18 protein-coding genes and 1 other annotated feature are annotated in these 22328 nt (G+C 36.8%); of the genes, 4 read left to right on the forward strand and 14 right to left on the reverse strand.

The genetic code is table 11. The features are described from left to right. Positions 1 to 58: 58 nt before the first annotated feature. Positions 59 to 358: a rhodanese-like domain-containing protein gene (locus tag AACH31_RS08730; RefSeq protein WP_161832154.1), complete on the forward strand. Its 300-nt coding sequence runs from the start codon at positions 59 to 61 to the stop codon at positions 356 to 358. Between the two features lie 124 nt (positions 359 to 482). Here AACH31_RS08730 and AACH31_RS08735 read toward each other — a convergent pair whose 3' ends face one another. Genes AACH31_RS08735 through AACH31_RS08745 form a run of 3 tightly spaced genes read right to left on the reverse strand, consistent with a single transcriptional unit; the run spans position 483 to position 2893 of the window. After that, the gene (locus AACH31_RS08735; RefSeq protein ID WP_338617393.1) at positions 483 to 1352 is read right to left on the reverse strand and encodes an RluA family pseudouridine synthase; all 870 of its coding nucleotides are present in this window, start codon (positions 1350 to 1352) and stop codon (positions 483 to 485) included. Between the two features lie 10 nt (positions 1353 to 1362). After that, positions 1363 to 2160, reverse strand: a complete 798-nt coding sequence (locus tag AACH31_RS08740; RefSeq protein ID WP_161832156.1) for an NAD kinase — start codon at positions 2158 to 2160, stop codon at positions 1363 to 1365. A 1-nt stretch (position 2161) separates the two neighbouring features. After that, positions 2162 to 2893 (reverse strand): GTP pyrophosphokinase, encoded by a 732-nt coding sequence (locus tag AACH31_RS08745; RefSeq protein ID WP_237658943.1) that lies wholly within the window; start codon positions 2891 to 2893, stop codon positions 2162 to 2164. Between the two features lie 88 nt (positions 2894 to 2981). Between AACH31_RS08745 and AACH31_RS08750 the strand changes: the two genes are divergently transcribed. Next, positions 2982 to 3554, forward strand: coding sequence for a CYTH domain-containing protein (locus tag AACH31_RS08750; protein WP_161832157.1), 573 nt, complete (start codon positions 2982 to 2984; stop codon positions 3552 to 3554). Positions 3555 to 3748: 194 nt separating this feature from the next. Here the strand turns inward: AACH31_RS08750 and AACH31_RS08755 are convergent, their stop codons facing one another. From AACH31_RS08755 to AACH31_RS08795, 9 genes are all read right to left on the reverse strand, one after another. Continuing rightward, the gene (locus tag AACH31_RS08755; RefSeq protein WP_161832158.1) at positions 3749 to 4882 is read right to left on the reverse strand and encodes a competence protein CoiA; all 1134 of its coding nucleotides are present in this window, start codon (positions 4880 to 4882) and stop codon (positions 3749 to 3751) included. A gap of 48 nt (positions 4883 to 4930) precedes the next feature. Continuing rightward, entirely contained in the window at positions 4931 to 5743 is an 813-nt protein-coding gene (locus AACH31_RS08760; RefSeq protein ID WP_161832159.1) for a DUF4037 domain-containing protein, read from the reverse strand. 197 nt (positions 5744 to 5940) lie between these two features. Then, on the reverse strand, positions 5941 to 6402 hold the full coding sequence (locus AACH31_RS08765) for a Spx/MgsR family RNA polymerase-binding regulatory protein (RefSeq protein WP_161832160.1): 462 nt from the start codon (positions 6400 to 6402) through the stop codon (positions 5941 to 5943). Between the two features lie 190 nt (positions 6403 to 6592). Continuing rightward, positions 6593 to 8047 carry a carbon starvation CstA family protein gene (locus tag AACH31_RS08770; protein ID WP_161832161.1) on the reverse strand — a complete coding sequence of 485 codons (1455 nt, stop codon included), beginning with the start codon at positions 8045 to 8047 and terminating at the stop codon, positions 6593 to 6595. A 189-nt stretch (positions 8048 to 8236) separates the two neighbouring features. Beyond that, positions 8237 to 9160, reverse strand: coding sequence for an ABC transporter ATP-binding protein (locus AACH31_RS08775; RefSeq protein WP_161832175.1), 924 nt, complete (start codon positions 9158 to 9160; stop codon positions 8237 to 8239). 1 nt (position 9161) lies between these two features. Further along, on the reverse strand, positions 9162 to 10211 hold the full coding sequence (locus AACH31_RS08780) for an ABC transporter ATP-binding protein (protein WP_161832162.1): 1050 nt from the start codon (positions 10209 to 10211) through the stop codon (positions 9162 to 9164). A gap of 21 nt (positions 10212 to 10232) precedes the next feature. After that, positions 10233 to 11672, reverse strand: coding sequence for an ABC transporter permease (locus AACH31_RS08785; RefSeq protein WP_161832163.1), 1440 nt, complete (start codon positions 11670 to 11672; stop codon positions 10233 to 10235). Further along, on the reverse strand, positions 11672 to 12631 hold the full coding sequence (locus AACH31_RS08790) for an ABC transporter permease (RefSeq protein WP_161832164.1): 960 nt from the start codon (positions 12629 to 12631) through the stop codon (positions 11672 to 11674). The genes AACH31_RS08785 and AACH31_RS08790 overlap by 1 nt, the downstream gene beginning before the upstream one ends. Positions 12632 to 12820: 189 nt before the next feature. After that, positions 12821 to 14755 carry a peptide ABC transporter substrate-binding protein gene (locus AACH31_RS08795; RefSeq protein WP_161832165.1) on the reverse strand — a complete coding sequence of 645 codons (1935 nt, stop codon included), beginning with the start codon at positions 14753 to 14755 and terminating at the stop codon, positions 12821 to 12823. A gap of 296 nt (positions 14756 to 15051) precedes the next feature. On the opposite strand from AACH31_RS08795, the gene AACH31_RS08800 reads away from it, so the two are divergent. After that, positions 15052 to 15480, forward strand: coding sequence for a DUF3899 domain-containing protein (locus AACH31_RS08800; RefSeq protein WP_161832166.1), 429 nt, complete (start codon positions 15052 to 15054; stop codon positions 15478 to 15480). 48 nt (positions 15481 to 15528) lie between these two features. On the opposite strand, the gene clpB is transcribed toward AACH31_RS08800, so the two are convergent. Continuing rightward, entirely contained in the window at positions 15529 to 18117 is a 2589-nt protein-coding gene (clpB, locus tag AACH31_RS08805; protein WP_161832167.1) for an ATP-dependent chaperone ClpB, read from the reverse strand. A gap of 214 nt (positions 18118 to 18331) precedes the next feature. On the opposite strand from clpB, the gene AACH31_RS08810 reads away from it, so the two are divergent. Continuing rightward, entirely contained in the window at positions 18332 to 19153 is an 822-nt protein-coding gene (locus AACH31_RS08810) for a Cof-type HAD-IIB family hydrolase (protein WP_161832168.1), read from the forward strand. A 37-nt stretch (positions 19154 to 19190) separates the two neighbouring features. Here the strand turns inward: AACH31_RS08810 and leuS are convergent, their stop codons facing one another. Beyond that, positions 19191 to 21626 (reverse strand): leucine--tRNA ligase, encoded by a 2436-nt coding sequence (gene leuS / locus AACH31_RS08815; protein ID WP_161832169.1) that lies wholly within the window; start codon positions 21624 to 21626, stop codon positions 19191 to 19193. 124 nt (positions 21627 to 21750) lie between these two features. Then, positions 21751 to 21971 (reverse strand) — a binding site (T-box leader). Positions 21972 to 22328: the final 357 nt, after the last annotated feature.

The raw sequence follows: 22328 nt of genomic DNA on the forward strand, positions 1-22328 counted from the left end.
AACTTATTGTCGTTTAAAATAAAAAATGATTTACGATCTTTATACGAGGAGGTTTATTATGCCTAAAAGTATTTCTATTTCCCAACTGAATCAATTGATGAGCACAAAGCCCCAACCCATCATCATTGACATTCGTGAACCTTATCAATTTGCGGGTTATCATCTTAATACGGCCGTTAATATCCCTTATCAAACACTCGTCATGTACCCCGAACGTTACCTAAATCGTACCACCACCTACTACTTAATTTGTGAGCATGGCGGTGAAAGTTACCGTGCCTGTATGATGCTCGAGTCAAGCGGCTACCATGTCATCAGTATTGCCGGTGGGTACAGCAATATGCGTTATCGATATTAAAAAAGTGAGCTCAATGGCTCACCTTTTTAATATCTAAGTCAAGATTAATAGTTAAATAATGACCCTACACAACATCAAGATTCCTGCCTAAACAAGTGTCGCAACGTGTGAATACGCACCTCAGTTACAAATAAAATCGCTTAGGAATGGGCGTTTGAAACGTTTGAAGCTCCTTTGTAATAGGGTGGATAAATCCAACAAAGTAACTATGTAATAAATGTCCCTCACTTAAAACAATCGCTTGTTCATCATACAGTGTATCTCCCACTAAGGGGTGACCTAAATGTGACAGATGAACACGAATTTGATGCGTTCGTCCCGTCTCGAGCGTACATTCGACGAGCGTGTTTTCCGAAAATTTTTCAAGGACACGATAATGCGTCACAGCGTCATCTCCGTCTAAAACGACTCCACGCTTTACATTTCCTTCCTGTAACCTTGCAATAGGAGCGTTAATCGTTCCAGTTCCAGATAAATCGCCCTTAACTAACGTATAGTATTTGCGTTTCATATGTTTAATCTCATCGGTCATTAAATGATGAATGTGGCGATATTTTGCAACGACTAATAATCCCGATGTATCCTTATCTAATCGATTCACAAAGTGAAGGGTCGAATCAAGTCCCCGCCTATTATAATAATGGACTAAAGCATTCGCTAATGTTTGATGAGGATACCTAATAGAAGGAATGGTCGGCAATCCCGCGGGTTTATTAATAACGAGCAAATAATCATCCTCGTATAGAATATCTAATGGATACTCATATGGTGTTAATCCTTCACTTCTTGATTCCTTTGGAAAGATAACAGTTAGCTGATCATTTAAACTTAACTGATAGCGGACGTTTTGTACACTCCCATTAACGAGGAGTTGCCCACCTCGATGTTTAGTCGCTACAATCGCCTTTTTAGAAATTCGCTGTTGTTTTAAATATTGAAGCAATGACATTCCCGCTGCTTCCTCATTAATATGAAAAGTTAAAATTAGACTCATCGTTATACTCCTATAAAAAATGCTGCTTTACTCGATTCCAAAATAATCCCTCTCGTCGTTTAAGGAAGGTGACGGAACGAGAAGATAAGGTGACCCGAATTTTCTGGATATTTTTATATGATTCATACAAATGATCCCGAGTAATCGTTACATCCTGAAAATTTTCCGATTGTAGAGTAACCGTCTGCTCTTCTGGAATAATTAATGGAGACCCGATCGTTCTAAACACATTATTATTAATCGAGGCAATCTCAGTCATCTGAAACGCTCGTAGTGTTGGGTAAACGAGTGCCCCACCTAATGATTTATTATAGGCCGTGCTTCCGGTTGGCGTCGAGAGACAAACGCCTGTTCCACGAAAAGACTCAAAAAACAAGTCATCAATCGTCACGTTTAAATGTTGCGTTCGAGAAGCATTTAAAAGCGTCATCTCATTAAAAGCATATAATTGATGACAAACTTCATGATTCGTTCGTTCACACTCACATAACACGATTGACAAGAGCGGATATTGACAAACACTCTGATGATCCTCTTGTAAAAAGTCAACCAATTCATCTAACTCACCCGGTAACCAATCCGTATAGTATCCTAAATGTCCCGTATGAATACCAATAAACTTAATCTGCTCAATTTGATTCATATAATAATGAACGGCATGCAATACCGTTCCATCGCCACCAATCGTTAAAACAATATCTGGATTTCCATGATCTATTTGAATGTTCCTCTCCAATAACTTTTCAATGAGCTGTTGTTTAACTTGCTCTGAAACTTCACGATCATTCGCGTAGATTGCTACTTTCATATTAATCTCCCTTATGTTTCTTAATGAGGTAATCTTCATTTAAAGTGACCAAATTTGTGGCTGGTTCAATCACTCGATATTCATCGGACTGTCGTTTTTCAAATGTTTTTTGTGCTTCCGCTATTTCATCTCGAATTTCTGACATTTGTCCATCTAACCATGCGGCAGCTTCAGCTGCTTGTTTTAGTCGATCTTTAATCCCTTTAGGAATTTGACCCTCATATTTATAATTTAAAGAGTGTTCAATACTTGCCCAAAAATTCATCGCAAGCGTCCTAATTTGAAACTCAACCATGACCTTTTTCATCCCATCAATCGTTTCTAAATGATAGTAGGCATGAATATGGTACGAGCGATATCCACTTTCCCGTTGCATCGAAATATAGTCGCGTGTTTCAACAATTTCTAAATCTTGACGCTTTTTAAGTAACTCCACCACCATATAAATATCTTCAACAAATTGACAATTAATTCGAATCCCAGCGATATCATATACACGACCAATTTCATGAATCGTAAGCCCCATTCGATCTAATTTATCTAAAATACTCGCAATCGTTTTAATACGGCCATCAACAAATTCAATAGGCGAATGAAGCCCCTTCGTTTTATATTGCTGGCGAATTCCCCTTAAATTGATTTTCAACTCCTGCAAGGCTAATTCATACGGCTCAAAAAAACTTAACCAATCCATTAAATTCACCTCTACTTTTGACGTTAATTTCGTTTTCATTATGTCTCACTTTATTTTTAAAATATATTAAACACTCATTGATTATATCATGTCTTTGAGTCATAATTAAATAGAGGTGAGATGCTTTATGGCGACAAATCTAGAAATTGAATTTAAAAATATGCTAACGGAAACGGAATATGACCGATTAATTCAAACGTTCAATATCCAAGAAGAGCAAATTTGGTTACAAAAAAATGTCTATTTCGATACAAAGTCCCACGATCTTAAACAAAAAGGAGCAGCCCTTAGAATTCGTGTCAAAAACAATACTTATGAGCTGACATTAAAAACAAAGCAAGACGTAGGTCTTCTCGAAACCAATCAAATCATTTCCAAATCTGAGTACAAGGCATTCAAATATGACCATGTCTTAGTCAAAGGGCCTGTTTTAGATAGTCTACTCACACTAGGCATTGATGTGGACCACCTACAAGTTATCACAGATCTTGCAACTAAACGCGCAGAAATTCCTTATCACAATGGAACCCTTGTCCTCGATAAAAGTTTTTACGGTGAAATCATTGACTTTGAAGTCGAATATGAAGTCTCAAACTTTGAAGAAGGACAAAAACAATTTGAAACATTTTTAGAAGAGTATCACATTGAACGTCGTCCCGCTCAAAATAAAATCAAACGGGCGATGGAGGCCATGAAATAAACCGTGAACTGAGCTTAAACAAGCTAGTTTTTTTCTATCCGCCCTCGAAATGGGTAACCTCAAGACCCTACCGAGTCAATTATATATCTAACTATAAAACTAGCTTAAACAAGCTAGTTTTTTTCTATCAACTTTCTAACTTTAAATCCTATATTCTGTAAGGATTTAATCACGCATCCAACTAGAAAACTCATTTAAGAAAAGTCTTTTATTTGTTTCCAGCGCTCCCCTAACTGAGCATCCTCAATTAAATAAGGATCTAATTGTGCGTATAGACGTGGCCGTTTAACATATTCAAAATACCCAAATTGAGACTTAAGCATTCCAAAGTGAACTAATAGGTCTAAATAACATTTAAGTCCAACAAGACAATGAGGGCCCTCCTTCAGTCGATAAAGTCCTTTTAATTTTTTTTGAATGTCAGATAAAGTAAAAACATCTTGCTCCTTATACTCACTCATGATGCATAAAACAACATAGGCCTGCCAAATAAATAATGGTTTTGTATAAACGGCACCCTCAATGGGCCACCCAATCACCGAAGGTAATAAAGATAGATTAATTAAAAATGGAGCACACAACCTTAAAAGGGCATACTCTTTTCGTTGATAAGCGGCAAACTTATGACAGCGGAAATCTTTTTTAAGGGCTAACCAATCCTCTAACCGGCGATTAACACGTAACTGATCATCTTCTACCACCTGTTGAATCGTTAATTGATCTAATGAAAAAGTCTTCCTTATCGCCTCAATTTCTCGTTGGTTCATCCAAACAATCTGGTTAAAAATCGTAACCTTTCGTTCCCGCCAATTTAAATGAATTAAGGGCTGCTCTTTTTGTAACCTCATCACTCGGTTAACGCGATAAGTCGTTTTTAATCGGTTCAACTCACCAATAAAAATCCAAATCACTTCAACCCGCGCATGGCGATAATCGGATATTCGTTGTTGGAAGACCTCAGGGGACATCATACTCTTTTGAATTTCAAACGCATAAGCCTTTCCATCCCACTCGAAATAAAGATCGGCAATTCGATTTCCCGATGGAAGACGATATTCCACTTCCACTTTTTTCGCCCCACAATCAATTAACCATTCCCTAAGAATTTCCTTACTCATCAAGTGGGCTTCACTTTCAGACTCGTGTTCACCGAAACGGCATGGCGTCTGATGAGCGAAATGCGCACGGCGCTTCGATCCTTGTCTTAAAATGACAGGAGCCCCACAGTAGGGACAAGAAAAATGCTTAGTCAACTTTAAATGTGGGAGTTGTTGGGATGAAATTTTTGTTAAATCAATTAACACATCATTTTGCCTTGCTCGTAACATTTCATCATCACCTCAGTTTACTATACGCTAAACTGAGGTGATTTCCTTTTATAAAAGACCTTCTTGTTGCAAAAGTTCCGTTAATTGTTGCACCATCAAATCGATAACGCTAAGCAACTGCTTATCATAACGTGCGGCGTGAACAAATAATAATTCAATATGCTCCTTCATTAACTTTGGTAAGACTCGACATATTTCTTCTGTTATCTGGATAATCCGGTTTTCAGTCGGATAATATTGACGATTAAGAGCAAAAATGATTTCTAAATAGCATTTTAAATAACCATTTAATAAATTTGAAAGATGAATACGATCACGATGCTCTAAAGCTCGCTCAAATCGAATATAGTAAGATTTATGACTTTGCTTTAACAGCGGGTACTGAATGCTCACAATTCGTTGTCTCATTTGGTCTGAATAATGAGACGTATATTCCTCTTTCAACTTAGCCAACTGTTGATCACGGTCAAATAATATATTCGAATTATGTACAAAATAGGCAATCTGCGTCGACGTATACCGAGTAATCATGGTTTCATCAATCGCATCCATGAGTTTTTTTTCGACGGTGCTCATCTCAAGATAACAAAGATCTAGTTCAACAGCGAAATCTCGTAACGAACAATGATCAATGTTTACTTCCCCCGGACAATCCAATTCCATAGACTCCGAAAATTTCACAAGAATTTGACGACGTTTCTCTTTCGCGATGGGTTGAGTAAAATAAATAACAATATTGATATCTGATAATTCATCTTGATAATTAGAAAACTTAGAACCTGACATAGTAATCCCTGTCACCTCTTCAAGCGTTTTGAATTCGGCTATTAATCGGTGTAAAATTTCGTTCACATTAATCATTTTGCACGCCCCTCCCACGACATCTATTTTATGACATAATAAAAAACAACTACCTCATCAACCATCCTAGTTGTTTGTACTGTTAAAATCACTTAGTACACTGTATGCAGTCCCCCTATGAAATAGAACTTAAACTAAAAAAACTCCGAGCATTAGCTATTGAATCTAATACCCGGAGTTACCTTATAACAGAGAGTTTATCTCATTGATGCCTTTTCAATAAAATTATCTTTTAGCGCACGCTCTAATGCACCAACATATGAACAATTACAATTATCACAATTATTACAATAAATCACATTTCTTAATTCGCGCGGTAAAAAGCATCGAATTTCTTCATCATTATACCCCACTTGTAAGCGGTGCTTATCAACAATAATAGGACGGCGTAAAACACTCGGATTCTCAACAATAAAATCGAGTAATTCATTGATCGTCATGTCGTCCGCATTCAAATTATTTTCCTTAAACGCCTTTGAACGTGTAGAAATAATATCTTCAAAACCATTTTCAGTTTTTTCTAAAATTTGTTTAATATTTTCACGTGTAATTTTTGTCACAAATAAATTTTTTTCCGTATATTTAATCCCGTATTCATCTAACCATTTCTTTGCCTTACGACACGATGAACAACTGGGAGATGTATAAATTTCAACCATTCATATCCCTCCATTGATAGCCCTTTGCTATCTCTATTATTGTACAATACCCTTTCAAGAGATACAACCTCTTAAATAAGAACACCTATAAAATTACCTTTTCCTTGTTTTCCCTTAGCAAAGATATCGACCCGTTTTGAAAAAAAGAGACTGTCACCTTTTTATTGGTTTCAGCCTCTTCAAAGAATCATTATTCACCTAATAAGTTTTTTGCCTGACACGGAACTTCCTGCTCTAACTTCCCTTTCATCACACGGCGCATAAACCAGCTAAATAAAATAATAGCTGCTAAAATTCCTACCCCATTTGAGAAAGTTCCACTTAAGCGTAACCCCTCTTTTGCCTGTAGAATGTATGATGTACAAATGAAAGTCATAAATGTGGCTGGAATCAAGGTAATCCAATAATTACGTTTATTTTTCAATAAGTAAACGGTTGATGTCCATAAACAAATCGTCGCTAATGTTTGATTTGACCACGCAAAATAGCGCCAAATAATATTAAAATCAAATTGCGTTAAAATAATACAAATAACAAATAACGGAATGGCGATATAAAAACGTTTAGCCACATGATCTTGCTTAATAGAAAAGGCATCTGCAATCGTTAAACGTGCACTTCTAAATGCCGTATCTCCCGAAGTAATCGGACATGCAACAACTCCAAGAAGCGCCAATACCGCCCCTACTTTTCCTAACAATCCTGTTGAAATAATGTTAACGACACCAGACTGTCCACCCGATTCAACCAATGCTTGATTTAAATGAGCTGTATCTCCGAAGAAAGACAATGAAACGGCACACCAGACTAAAGCCACAATTCCCTCGACAACCATGGCACCATAAAATACCTTTTTACTCTCTCGTTCATTCGAAACACAACGTGCCATCATCGGAGATTGTGTCGCATGAAAACCACTTAAAGCTCCGCAAGCAATCGTCACAAATAAAAATGGGAAGACAGATAACTTTTCAGGATGTAAATTTTCAAGTGTCATTTCAACCATTGGGCGTGTTCCATTAAAGTGATTAATAAACATAGCCCCACATAAACCAATCGCCATTAATAATAAAGCTGCACCAAACAATGGATAAATCTTACCGACAATTTTATCAACCGGTAAAATCGTAGCTAAAATATAATATAAGATAATAATAACTGTCCAAAAGACTAATCCTTGACCCGTCATAGAAGCTAATAACCCTGCTGGTGAACTCACAAAAACAGTTCCAACTAAAATTAATAAAATGACTGAGAACACGCGCATAATCATTTTCATGTGGTCACCTAAATAAATTCCAACTAATTCTGAAACAGACATTCCATCATGTTTCATTGAGATAACGCCACTTAAATAATCATGAACCGCACCCGCGAAAATCGTCCCAAACGTAATCCATAAAAAGGCTACCGGCCCAAATAACGCTCCAGAAATGGCTCCAAAGATTGGACCCGTTCCCGCAATATTTAAAAATTGAATTAAGAAAACTTTCCACCACGGCATCGGAACATAATCGACATCATCTTGTAATTTAACAGCTGGTGTTTCCTTATCCGGATTCACGCCCACCATTCGATCCACATACGTTCCATAAATAAAATACCCACCAATTAAAATACTTAAACAAACTAAAAATGTAACCACACGTATACTCCTTCCGCATCTCTCTCCTATAATAAAACAACTTGTGAAAAAATTACTTTTCATGAAATCATTATACTATGAAATTAAAAAAATAAAAGTCTTTTTGACATCTTTTTAAATTTTTTTTCACAAATGTAAGAAAAAAGATGATTGATTTTCTAAAATTGAAAATCGATCATCCTCTTTTACTTACTTTTTTTGCCAGGCCTGAAGCTCTTCTTCTGTTCCTAAAACAAAATGTCCTGGTGAGACTTCTGTCCATTTTCCGGCATAATAATCTACCTTTGATTTATCATAAATAATTCGCTTACGATTACGTTCATAGTTAGGATCTGGTAATGGGATAGCCGATAGTAATGAACGCGTATAAGGATGAATCGCACGCTCATAAATATCATCCGCACTTCCTAATTCCACTAAACGGCCAAGGTGCATAACTCCGATGCGATCAGAGATATATTTAACCATCGATAGGTCGTGTGCAATAAATAAATAAGTTAAACCGAACTCTTTCTTTAAGGTGTTCATTAAGTTAACGACCTGTGCCTGAATCGAAACATCAAGAGCCGAAATCGGTTCATCTGCGATAATAAATTCAGGATTTGTAATTAACGCACGGGCAATTCCAATTCGTTGACGTTGTCCCCCTGAAAACTCATGCGGATAACGCCCTGCATGGTCCTTACTTAAACCAACAGCCTCTAAAATTTTATAAACTTTTTCCTCACGGTCTTGTTTATTTTTAGCCAGTTTATGCACATCTATTCCCTCGGCAATAATATCGATGACACGCATGCGTGGATTCAAACAAGCCATTGGATCCTGAAAAATCATCTGAATTTTTTGGCAAACTTCGGCCTTTTCTTTTTTCGTTAACTTTGTCGCGATATTTTTCCCTTTAAAATAAACTTCTCCTGCAGTTGGTTGGTAAAGTCTAATAATACTACGTCCTGTCGTTGACTTTCCTGATCCTGATTCACCAACTAATCCGAACGTCTCACCCTTGTAAATGTTAAATGAAATATCATCAATCGCCTTTACTACCGTATTTGAGTTAATTTTAAAATACTGCTTTAAATTTTTAACCTCAAGTAAAACCTCACGTTCATTCATCTTACTCATGAGCATATCCCCCTTTTTCTCTCAGACGTAATACAGCTGCAGGCGGTGTCACCTTTGGAGCTTGCTCATGCAATAACCAAGTGGCTGCATAATGTGTATCACTTACCTTAAACATTGGTGGCTGTTCCTCATAATCAATTTTTAATGCATACTCACTACGGAAGGCGAACGCATCCCCTTTTGGCGGTGTCAAAAGGTTAGGTGGTGTTCCTGGAATAGCATACAACAATTCATCACTTGTATCTAAATCAGGCATTGACGCAAGTAATCCCCATGTATAAGGATGACACGGATTGTAGAAGACTTCATTGCTCGTTCCAATCTCACAAACACGTCCTGCATACATAACGGCCACGCGATCAGCAACGTTAGCAACGACCCCTAAATCATGGGTAATAAAAATAACAGCAACATTTGTTTTTTGTTGTAAATCCTTAATGAGTTCTAAAATTTGTGCTTGAATCGTTACATCCAAAGCAGTCGTTGGCTCATCACAAATTAAAATACGTGGATTACAAGCCAATGCAATCGCGATAACAATTCGTTGGCGCATCCCTCCTGAAAACTGATGAGGATATTGATTCATTCGCTTTTTCGCCTCATTAATTCCAACGAGCGTAATAAGTTCCTCCGCTTTGGCGCGTGCTTCTACTTTTGAACACCCCTGATGTTTTATAATAGGTTCCATAATTTGACGACCAATTGTCATCGTTGGATTTAAAGACGTCATTGGATCTTGGAAAACCATTGCAATTTCTTTTCCGCGAATCGATTGATACTCATGTTCAGATAAAGTCGCTAAATCAATATCTTCCCCATTATCTTTCGTATACGTAATCGATCCCCCTGTGATCCTTCCATTATCAGCTAAAATCCCCATGATTGATTTAGAAGCTACCGATTTCCCTGATCCTGATTCTCCAACGATGGCTAACGTTTCCCCTTCATGTAACGTAAAGCTCACACCACGAACCGCAGAAACAGGACCTGCGAATGTATCGAATGTAATATTTAAATTATTCACGTCTAATATTTTCCTCATAATCTTCTCACCGTCCCCTTTCTACTCTCCGCGTAAACGTGGATCTAATGCATCACGTAAACCATTTGCAAATAAATTAATAGCTAGCATTAAGTAAACCATAAAGAAGGCTGGAATCATCATTAAATAAACATAAGATAACATCTTACTTGTTCCGTCACTTAATAATACCCCCAGTGAAGACATAGGAATTGGTAATCCGAGCCCAATAAATGATAACATGGCCTCAGTCGCAATCGCAGATGGAATTGAGAATGTCGCCATAACGACTAATTGACCAATAATATTTGGAAATAAGTGTTTGAAGATAATACGTGAACTACTTGCCCCTAAGGTTGTTGAGGCCATAACAAACTCTTGATCTTTTAATTTTAAGTATTGTGCACGAACAACGCGAGCAACTGAAATCCACCCTGTTAAACTCATCGCTACGATTAAGATAATAAATGCACCCGCTACATTGGATAAGTGAATATTAAAGAGACTTTCAACCCCTTGAATAAATGGTTTCTTTACACTACTAAAAATAATTAAAATAACCGTCGTTGGAATCGACCCTAAAATCTCAGTAATACGCATCATGACGTTATCAATAGCTGTTCCTCCATAGAAACCTGCAATCGATCCGTATAAAATTCCAAGCGTAAAATCAATAATTAATGATAAAAATCCGATAAGTAATGAAACTTGAACCCCCGTCCATAAACGCGTCCATACATCAAATCCTAATTCATCTGTTCCAAAATAGAAATATAAATGTTCAACATTCTTTTGAACATAGGCATTCACTTTAACCTTTAACATTTGAATCCCTTGATTATCAAGTTCTGTTTGATCTAATTCAAATGAATCTAAATTTGAATAAGTTGAATACTTACTCATCAATTCACTTGCAGGAACCTCTTCTGTTGAAGATGCCCCTCGTAATTGAATCGTAATCTTCATCTCTTCCCCTTGACCAGACCAAGAAACAATTTCATAATCATTTGGATGATATTTAATGCCTAACGCCTCCACGAATTCAGCCTTTTTCAGTGGCGTATTTAAAGCATTAACCTCTTCTGGAAGTGAACTTCCGACGAACAAATCAAATGCCGTCATTTTTTTCATACTCGTTCCATCAAAAATTCCTAGGTTTTCTAATCCTTTTACCCGAGGAGGAAGGTAACTTAATCGCGATTTTTCAATTTGTTTTCCTGTTTCCTCATCAATTAAAATAGGCGTTTGATTGTATTTAACGGCCTCTCCATTTTCATGTTTTGGGCCAACAATCGGTGCTAAAAACGAACAAATAACTAATAATAAAATAGCATACATGGAAATTAAAGCAGCTTTATTTTTTCTTAGACGACGCCACGCATCCTGCCAAAACGTTAAACTTTCCGTTTTAATTTCATCGCTCTGCCCCTGATGCATAGGTTCTAATTCGAATAAACTTGGATCAAATTTTTTAGAAATCATTATTTCGCACCTCCAGTTAAACGGATTCGAGGATCGATGACACCGTATAATAAGTCAATCACTAAAATAACAACGACATATAAAACGGCATAGAAGAAGGCAATCCCAAGTGTTAAAAATTGATCATTCATGGTTACCGAGTTTAACATTAATTTACTTAATCCAGGAACACCAAAGAACTGTTCAATAACTAAACTTCCGGTCATAATCGAAACAACCATTGGACCAACAACTGTAATAACTGGAATAAGGGCGTTACGTAAAGCATGATGGAAAATCACTTGCGATCTCGTTAATCCCTTTGCTCGCGCTAATAAAATATAATCCGTATTTAAAACTTCAATTAACTCTGATCGCATATAGCGCATTAATGAAGCAATAACCGGAACGGCCAATGAAATGGATGGTAAAATTAACGATTTAAATTCGTCCATCGCTGACACGCCTCGAACGGTATCCATCGGTTGATATAGAAGTGGTAACCATCCAAGTTTACTACAAATAAAGTATTGTAAGAATGCCGCTAGGACAAAGGATGGTATCGAAACTCCAAGTACCGAAATAATGGTAATTGTATGGTCAGCCCATGAATTTCGTTTCATTGCTGCAATAGCTCCGAATAAAATCCCAACAACCACTCCAATTAATAAGGCTAGGGCCCCCGGTTTAATCGTATAAGGAATACGTGTTAAAACAAGATCCGATACTTCTTGGTTTTGAAGTTTAAACGAAATTCCGAAATCTCCTTGAACAACACCTTTCATATAACGAACGTATTGAACTGGAATCGGGTCATCTAATCCATACTTTTGTTCTAAGATAATTTTTTGTGCCTCGGTTACTTTCTCCCCATCAAATGGGCTCCCCGGAATTAACTGAAGCAATAAAAAGTTTACTGTTAGAACCAAAAATAGTGTAATAATCATGTAACCGATCCGTTTTAAGATGTACTTAAACATGCTTATTCTCCCCCTTCGTATTCTCTCTCCCTCTTATTCATCATTCTGACTGAATAAAAAATAGATTTAAAAAAATAATAATGAGCTATTGTCATTTTTTAAATCTATATTTTAATCAACTTATTTTTATGATAAACAAGCATAAGACGACAAAATGTCTTATGCTTGTAAAACTATAAATGATCTCAATTAGTCTTGAATATCTACCCATTTATAGAAATAATCAGGTCCAACCGCTTGCTTCCAATAGTTTACTAACTTCGGACTACGTAAATTAACAACACCTTTTTGATATAACGGAATTAACGCTTGATCTTCACCTAATAAAATTTGTTCCGCTTCAACTAATGCATTCCAACGTGCTTCATAATCCGTTGCTAAATCCCCTGATTTTGCTGAATTAACTAACTCATCATATTTAGCATTTGAATATCCAATATTATTATGTCCCCCACCTGTGACGAACATATCTAAGTAAGTCATTGGATCAGCATAATCTGGGCTCCATCCTGATAACGCTAATTGATAGTCACCAGAAGAAACACGTGCTAATTTTTCTGGGAATGGAACCGGTGAAATCGTAACTGTTACACCAAATTCTCCTAAAACTTCTTGCACATCATTTTGAATCGCTGATCCCATTTTAATTGCTGAATCTGCTGATTGAATTAAAATTTCTAAATCAACTGGTCCTGTTACTCCAGTTTCTTCCATGGCTTCTTGCCATAATTTTTTAGCTTCTTCTTTATTATAAGTGTTAAATCCTTCATATGTCGTACGGAAATCTTGTCCTTCAACTGATGTTCCTTCAGGTCCGTATGCAAAGTTTTTTGGTACTAAATAATCAGCAACCATTGATCCATTAGCTAATACTTCATCTGTAATAAATGATTTATCAATCGCCATATTAAGAGCTTTACGCGCTTTAGCATTAGCTAATAATTTAGTTACTGGTGTTGCGGCACCATTTCCTTGGTTAACTTCTAAATAGAATACGCCTGGATCTCCCTCAGCCACTGCATCTGGACGTGATCCATAAGTGGCTACGTTTGTTCCACTTAGCTTCGCTTCCATTACACTACCGTCTGTATATAAGCTTACCCATGTATTATTATCGATGTTTTCATTGACAACAAAATCTACACCATCTAACGCTACATTTTCAGCATCCCAGTAAGATTGGTTTTTAGTTAAATAGAAGCTTTTTGAAATTTTCCACTCTGTAAATAAGAAAGGACCGTTATATAAGAAATTATCAACTGTTGTTCCAAATTTATCTTCTGTCACTTCATTAACAAATTTTTCATTAACTGGATAGAATGATGGGAACGCCATTAATGATAAGAAATAAGGTGTTGGAGCTTCTAATTTTACCTCAAACGTATAATCATCAACTGCTTTAAATCCTAATCCATCCATTAATTGTTGCATATTTTGATTTGCTTCCTCAACAGAGGCAAATCCTAATCCTTTAATCGCCTCTTCAGCAGAAGCAATTCCCTCTTCTAATTCGGCTTTTGCTTCATCATATTGTTGTTGTGCTGTTTGAGAATCCGTATCTTTATAATCTGAAACTTTTAATGACGATAATGTTTTTGAATCTGCATTATAAGTCACTAAGTTTGATGCTAATCCTAAAGCATCTCCAGCCCCTTCAATTCCGGCAGTTTCTAACATAAAGTTATACTCCGCCCCTGTATTAGGGTCAATTAATTGATTCCAAGAATAAACAAAATCGTGAGCGGTAACAGGTGCATATTCTTCCCCATTCGCTTTTACCCATTTTGCGTCTTCATTTAAATGGAACGTATACGTTAATTCATCTTCTGAGATATCCCAGCTTTTTGCTACCCCTGGCATGATTTCCCCATTTTCACCGAATGTCACTAATCCCTCTAAAATGTTACCTAACATTAAGAATGATACTGAGTCTGTAGCCTGCCAAGGTAGTAAGCTCTTGATGTTTGACGTTTCTAATAATTTTAAGACTTTGCCACCCGATTTTGCTTCCCCTGCACTCGGGTTTCCGTTACTATCTGCTGGATTTGCATCACCTGATGAACAAGCGGCTAGCCCAAAAGCACAGAAAGCAGCGGCGAAAATTCCTACTAATTTCTTATTCACGCTGTTTCCCCCTTACGTTTTTTATTACCATAATTGGTATTTTTTGTATCGCTCACGATACTTATTTACATTTTAACTTCCAAAATATAGTTTGTAAATCCTAATTTTAGTCTGTAATCGCTTTTATTATTTTTTTTGATTTTTTTTATTGACTATGACAAAAAACGTTCGTAATAAACCGTTCTGATTCTTTGAAATACGTAGAATTATTATAAATTTAGTCATTTTTTATGACAAAGTCTTATTTTAGAGACTATCTCTGCTATAATAGAGAAAATATAAGGGGGGAATCTATGATGCTAAAACAGTATCCTATCTTTTTCAAATCAATTTTATGGATAATAGGAATCACCTTTCTCTTTTTACTGAGACAAGGATTTTCCGCACTTCAATTCACGAATACACTTTTTCTCGTCTCTTTGTTTTTCTTTTGTATCTATGCTTTCAAATGGATTTTAGATCAGGGGACCTTTTATACGTTCCAATACTCGTGGCAAAAAACAAAACGATACGTCCTTTTTTTTCTTCCAAAATATTGGACAACAAAGGATGTCAAAGATAAGAAAAATGATTACGATGAAGCAACTGGGGAGAAAATTTTTCATAGTTTTGAAGAATTTTATGAGTATAAGCAATCTAAAAGGTGGCTAGATATCAATCAACTGTTAAGTTCAACACTCATCCTACTGGCCTTAAGCTTTATCCTATCATTTGCTATTCTTTAAAGTATAAAAAAACTCATGCCCAAACGGGACATGAGTTTTTTTTTTTATTTAATTTTTTTCATAAGACAACTCGATATTTCCATCAACGGCATCAACAATCACCGTTGTATCCATCTCAATATCGCCCGCAATTAAGGCACGAGCTAGTTTTGTTTCAATCGTACGTTGGATAAATCGTTTCAATGGACGTGCTCCGTAAACTGAATCAAATCCGGCTTCAGCGACATAGGCATGAGCAGCATCTGTTAATCGAACTGTGATTCGTTGTTCTTCTAAGCGATGATTTAATCCTGCAATAAACTTATCAACGATTTGGTAAATAATTGACTCTGATAATGGATTAAATGTAATAATTTCATCAATACGATTTAATAACTCTGGTTTAAAGTAATCGCGTAAAACTTCGAGCACTTGCTCTTGCGCTTGTTCAAAATCAGGGTTTTCAAGCAAAATATGTGACCCGATATTTGATGTCATAATAATAATTGTATTTTTAAAGTCCACCGTACGACCTTGAGAATCTGTGATACGTCCATCATCAAGGATTTGTAATAAAATATTAAAGACATCTGGATGAGCTTTTTCAATTTCATCAAGTAAGACAATTGAGTAGGGTTTACGGCGAATAGCTTCCGTTAATTGTCCACCTTCTTCATAACCTACATAACCTGGAGGCGCTCCGACTAAACGTGAAACTGCATGTTTTTCCATATACTCACTCATGTCAATTCGAACAATATGTTCCTCACTATCAAATAAAAATTCAGCTAATGCTTTCGCAATTTCAGTTTTACCAACCCCTGTAGGCCCTAAGAATAGGAACGAACCAATTGGACGATGTGGATCCTTAATTCCTGCACGAGCACGAATAATAGCATCACCAACTAAATCAATCGCATCGTCTTGTCCCATCACTCGGCGTTTTAATTCATCTTTTAAGTTTAATAGCTTTTCACGTTCCCCTTGAACGAGCTTAGCTATTGGAATTCCTGTCCAACGGGAAATAATTTCGGCAATCTCTTCTTCCGTTACATTTTCACGCAATAAGCGTCCTTCTTTTCCAGACTCGTCGTGTTGCATCGTTTCCACTTCAGCAATCTGTTTCTCTAAACTTGGAATTTTACCATATTGCAATTCAGCTGCCTTTTCATATTCCCCACGAGCTTGGGCATCCTCTAACGCACGGCGTGCTCCTTCGAGTTCTTTTTTAAGATCCGCAACTCCATGGATGGCTTGTTTTTCTTTTTCCCACTGTAATTTTAACACTTTTAATTCATCTTTTAAATTTGCTAACTCTTTTTGTAAAGTTTCAAGACGTTGTTTACTATTCTCATCTTTTTCTTTTTTCAACGCCGCTTCTTCAATTTCAAGTTGTGTCACACGACGGCTAATACGATCGACTTCTTCTGGTAATGAGTCAATTTCTGTACGAATTGTTGCACATGCCTCATCAATTAAATCAATCGCCTTATCTGGTAAGAAACGATCGGTAATATAACGATCCGATAATGTTGCTGCAGCGACAATAGCTCGGTCAGAAATACTAACGCGGTGGTGGACCTCGAAGCGATCTTTTAATCCACGTAAGATAGACACAGTGTCTTCAACGGTCGGTTCATTGACTTGTACTTTTTGGAAACGACGTTCAAGCGCAGGGTCTTTTTCAATATATTCACGATATTCTTTTAGCGTCGTTGCCCCAATACAATGCAACTCACCACGAGCTAGTAAAGGTTTTAACAAATTCCCGGCATCCATTGCACCATCTGTACGACCTGCCCCAACAATCGTATGAATCTCATCAATAAATAGAATAATGCGTCCATCACTATTTTTAACCTCATTTAATACTGCTTTTAAACGCTCTTCAAATTCCCCACGGTATTTAGCACCTGCAACAAGTGCTGCTAAATCTAACTCAAAAATCACTTTATCTTTTAAACTTTCAGGAACATCCTGTCTCACAATACGCCAAGCTAATCCCTCAACGATAGCCGTTTTACCGACCCCAGGTTCACCGATTAAAACAGGATTATTTTTAGTCTTTCTCGATAAAATTCGAATAGCACGACGAATTTCCTCATCACGCCCGATGACAGGATCAATTTTACCTGACTTAACATCCTCAACAAGGTCACGTCCATATTTTTCTAACACTTCATAAGTTGCTTCTGGATTTTGTGTCATCACTCTTGAATTCCCCCTAATCTGTGAAATAATTTCTTTTAGTTCTTTTTCCTTAATTCCATATTCTTTAATTAATTGCTTCATCTGATAATCTTTCGATTCGAGCATCGCGAGCAACACATGTTCAATCGATAAATAATCATCTTTCCATGCGCGCGCATAATCATCAGCTTTTAATAACGCTCGATTTAAATCAGCCGATACGTAAGGATCTCCTGTGGCACCTGTCACAGAGGGCTTTTTATCTAACATTTGCTTCAATGAATCTAATATATTATTTAAAGGATAACCTGCCTTTGTAAAAACACGAGCAGCTAATCCGTCATGATCTTGTAATAAAGTCGTTAACAAATGCGGGGTATCAATCTCTTGGTGATGTAACGAAGACGCAAGAGACTGTGCACCAACTAACCCCTGTTGCAACTTTTCAGTCATTTTATTAATATTCATAATCATCACTCCAATCCTTCATCATTTCTGATGATACTTTTATTATACGCCTGTTTTAGCACTCAGTCAATAAGAGTGCTAATAATTTTTAATAATAGCGTTTTTATTTATAAACTAACAATTATCTCCATAACTAATAGATTTAATAGCCTCTCAATAACTTTATTTAACTTCATAACCAACTATGATATGATAATTAAATGGAGGTGTTTCAATGGAAACTAGAAAATTAATTGTCACAGACTTAGATGGTACAGCTTTGCAGAACTGGGAAACACTCGACCCAAAAACCAAAGAAGCTTTAATGAAAGCTAAAGAAGAGGGACATATTGTCGTCATTGCAACAGGACGCCCAGCACGTGCGTCAGTCCACTTCTATAAAGAATTAGGACTTGATACCCCTATTATTAACTTTAATGGGGCATATATACATCATCCAGAAAATGAGAACTTTTCCGACATCGTTGCCCAAATTCCAACAGAAGTCATCATCACGCTCTTTGACTCAGAACTGAAAGATCTTATCGTTAATGCCTACTGCGAATACAAAGATCATCTCTATGTGTTAAATCAAGGGGATAGTGTTCGCGATTGGTTCCATATCGAATCATGCACATCTGTTAAATATGGTCCATTTAAAGAAACATTAGACGAACATCCAAATGGATTTATATTAGAAGCTAAAGAAGGATGTACCGAGAAGGTCATGTCTTTCCTTCGTGAAAACTACGGTGACATCGTAACCTGCCGAAACTGGGATGGCGATAATGCCAACATTATTGAAGTATTTAAATCAGATACGAACAAAGCAACAGCGATTGAGCAACTAGCAAAACATTTCAACATCGAACAAAAAGATATTATTGCTTTTGGAGATGGTGATAATGACATTGAGATGCTGACGTATGCTGGAACAGGTGTCGCGATGGATAATGCGATTGATAAGCTAAAAGAAGTCGCAAATGCGACCACAAAATCTAATAAAGAGAGTGGAGTTGCCCACTATATTCACGAATATATCTTAACGCAGAAGTAAAAAAAAGCTCATGGATAAAATCCATGAGCTTTTCTTCTTATTTTACAACAATATTCACTAATTTTTTAGGAACAGCAATTGTTTTAACAATTTCTTTACCCGCTACGAAATTTTGAACATTTTCATGAGCCATTGCTAATTCTAACATTTCTTCTTTTGAAATATTCGCCGCAACATCGATACGTGCACGTAATTTACCATTAACTTGAGCGATAATTGTGATTGTATCAGATACTAACTTCGCTTCATCATAAGTTGGCCATGCTTCGTAAGTCACTGTATTTTCATGACCAAGAACAGACCAAATTTCCTCCGTCATATGAGGAGCAATTGGATTTAATAATTTAACAAATCCTTCTACATACTCACGTGGAATACTTGTTGCTTTATACGCCTCATTCACAAAAATCATCATTTGTGCAATCGCCGTGTTAAAGCTTAATTTTTCATAGTCTTCTGTCACTTTTTTAACCGTTTCATGGTAAACTTTATCTAATTTTCCATCGTTATCAACCGTGATTTTTTCTGTTAATGTGTGCTCTGGTGTGACAAATAAACGCCATACGCGATCTAAGAAACGACGGCTTCCATCAAGACCCTCTGTTGACCAAGCGATTGCTGCATCAAGAGGTCCCATAAACATCTCATATAAACGCAGTGTGTCTGCGCCATGTGATTCAACGATATCGTCTGGATTTACAACGTTTCCTTTTGATTTAGACATTTTCTCGTTGTTTTCCCCTAAGATCATTCCTTGGTTAAATAAACGTTGGAATGGTTCTTTCGTCTCAACGATTCCTAAATCAAATAAAACTTTGTGCCAGAAGCGAGCGTATAATAAGTGTAATACCGCATGTTCTGCCCCACCGATATAAAGGTCAACTGGTAACCACTCTTTTAATAATTGTTTTGCTTCTTCTGTATTTAATCCAACATAATCGTTACCTTGTTTTAAAATATATCCAATGTAGTACCAGCAACTTCCGGCCCATTGTGGCATCGTATTTGTTTCACGACGCCCTTTAACTCCATCTTCACGAACAACTTCTAACCATTCTGTTGCATTAGCAAGTGGTGATTCCCCTGTTCCAGATGGCTTAATATTATCCATTACTGGTAATTCAAGTGGTAATTGGTCCGCCTCGAGTACAGACATTGTTCCGTCTTCCCATAAAATAACTGGGAATGGCTCTCCCCAATAACGTTGACGTGAGAATAACCAATCACGTAATTTGTAGTTAACTTTGCGTGATCCACAGTCGTGAGCTTCTAACCAATCAATCACGGCCGTCTTCGCCTCAGTATTATTCATCCCATTAATAAAGTCAGATTCAATGTGAGCTCCATCACCTGTGAAAGCACCTTCTGATAAGTCTCCTTCAATAACTTGCTTGATTGGTAAATCATATTTGTTTGCGAATTCATAGTCGCGCTCATCATGTGCAGGAACTGCCATTACCGCACCTGTTCCATAGCTTGCAAGGACATAATCTCCAATCCAAACAGGAACTTTTTCACCTGTTATTGGATGAATCGCAAAGGCACCTGTTGGAACTCCCGATTTCTCTTTATTTAATTCCGTACGTTCAAGATCTGATTTTGCCTTCGATGATTCTTGATAAGCATGAACAGCTTCTTGATATTCTGGGGTTGTAATTTCACTTACAAGTGGATGTTCTGGCGCTAAAACGACATAAGTGATTCCAAAAACAGTATCTGGACGTGTTGTAAAAACATCAAATGAAGCATCCGTTCCATCTACCTTGAAATTAATTAATGCCCCTTCACTTTTTCCAATCCAGTTACGTTGCATATCTTTAATGCTTTCCGTCCAATCTAGACCTTCTAAATCTTCTAATAAACGTTCAGCATAGTGAGTAATTTTAAGCACCCATTGCTTCATCGGTTTTTTAATAACAGGATGTTCTCCACGCTCTGAAACCATTTTTCCATTCACGTTTAAAACTTCCTCATTGGCAAGAACTGTTCCTAATCCTTCACACCAGTTTACTTCAATGTCCTTAATTTCAGCAAGTCCCATGTTGTAAAGTTGTGTGAAAATCCATTGTGTCCATTTATAATATTTTGGATCCGTCGTATTTAACTCTTTATCCCAATCGTAAGAGAATCCTAACGATTGAATTTGTTGACGGAACGTATTAATATTAATATCCGTAAATTCACGTGGGTCATTTCCTGTATTTAATGCATATTGTTCAGCCGGTAATCCAAACGCATCCCATCCCATTGGGTGTAAGACACGATATCCTTGCATACGTTTCATACGTGAAACAATATCTGTTGCCGTATAACCTTCTGGATGCCCGACATGAAGTCCAGCTCCTGATGGGTATGGGAACATATCTAATGCATAATATTTTGGTTTTGAAGAATCATCAGATGTCTTAAACGTCTTATTTTCTAACCAATATTTTTGCCACTTTTTTTCAATCTGTTGATGATCGAATGCCATAACATTACCTCCTATATACCCATTTAAGGGTATTCCTGTCACTTTTTAATCGGCAGTCCTTTTACACACAAAGCGATGAAGCGAGTTACCCTTTTTAAGCATAAAAAAAAGTACCTTAAAACGAGCTAAGGACGTCATCGACGCGGTACCACCTTAGTTGCAAAAGCTAACCTTAAAAAGCTTTTACCCCTTCATTGTTTTAACGCCAAACAGGCGGCAGCTCTTACTTCTTTTCACAACTGCAACTCCAAGGTGAGTTCATAAGGGACTCTATACGAATTTCCACCAACCATTCGCTCTCTTTAATAGCCTCGTCTTACTACTAATCCTTTTCATCGTTTCTATCTATCTATAAGGTTATTATAGAAAAAATTATATCAAACATTACCCAAAAAACAAGATTTTTTACAAAAAACCGTTGGAAAAAACGTCCTTAGACAATATCACGTGCCTGCCCCTCCCTTTCTATGATAAAATATAGACGTCTAAATAAGTTTTGAATCGCTTAAAAAATTAGAAGGAACGCCAAACTAAAAAGAAAAGTACCCAAAATCTTAGAGAACAGATCCCGCTTCAAACAAGCGGCGCTTATGAGATTCAAGCGGTTCAAGAACGAATGACTGACCGCCTTGATCCGGAGAGCTTGAATCGTTCAGCATACCTGTTATCTTTGATATCATCGACAAGATACTAAATAAACGA

The sequence above is a fragment of the Turicibacter faecis genome (genome assembly GCF_037076425.1).
Classification (GTDB): Bacteria; Bacillota_I; Bacilli_A; order MOL361; family Turicibacteraceae; genus Turicibacter; species Turicibacter faecis.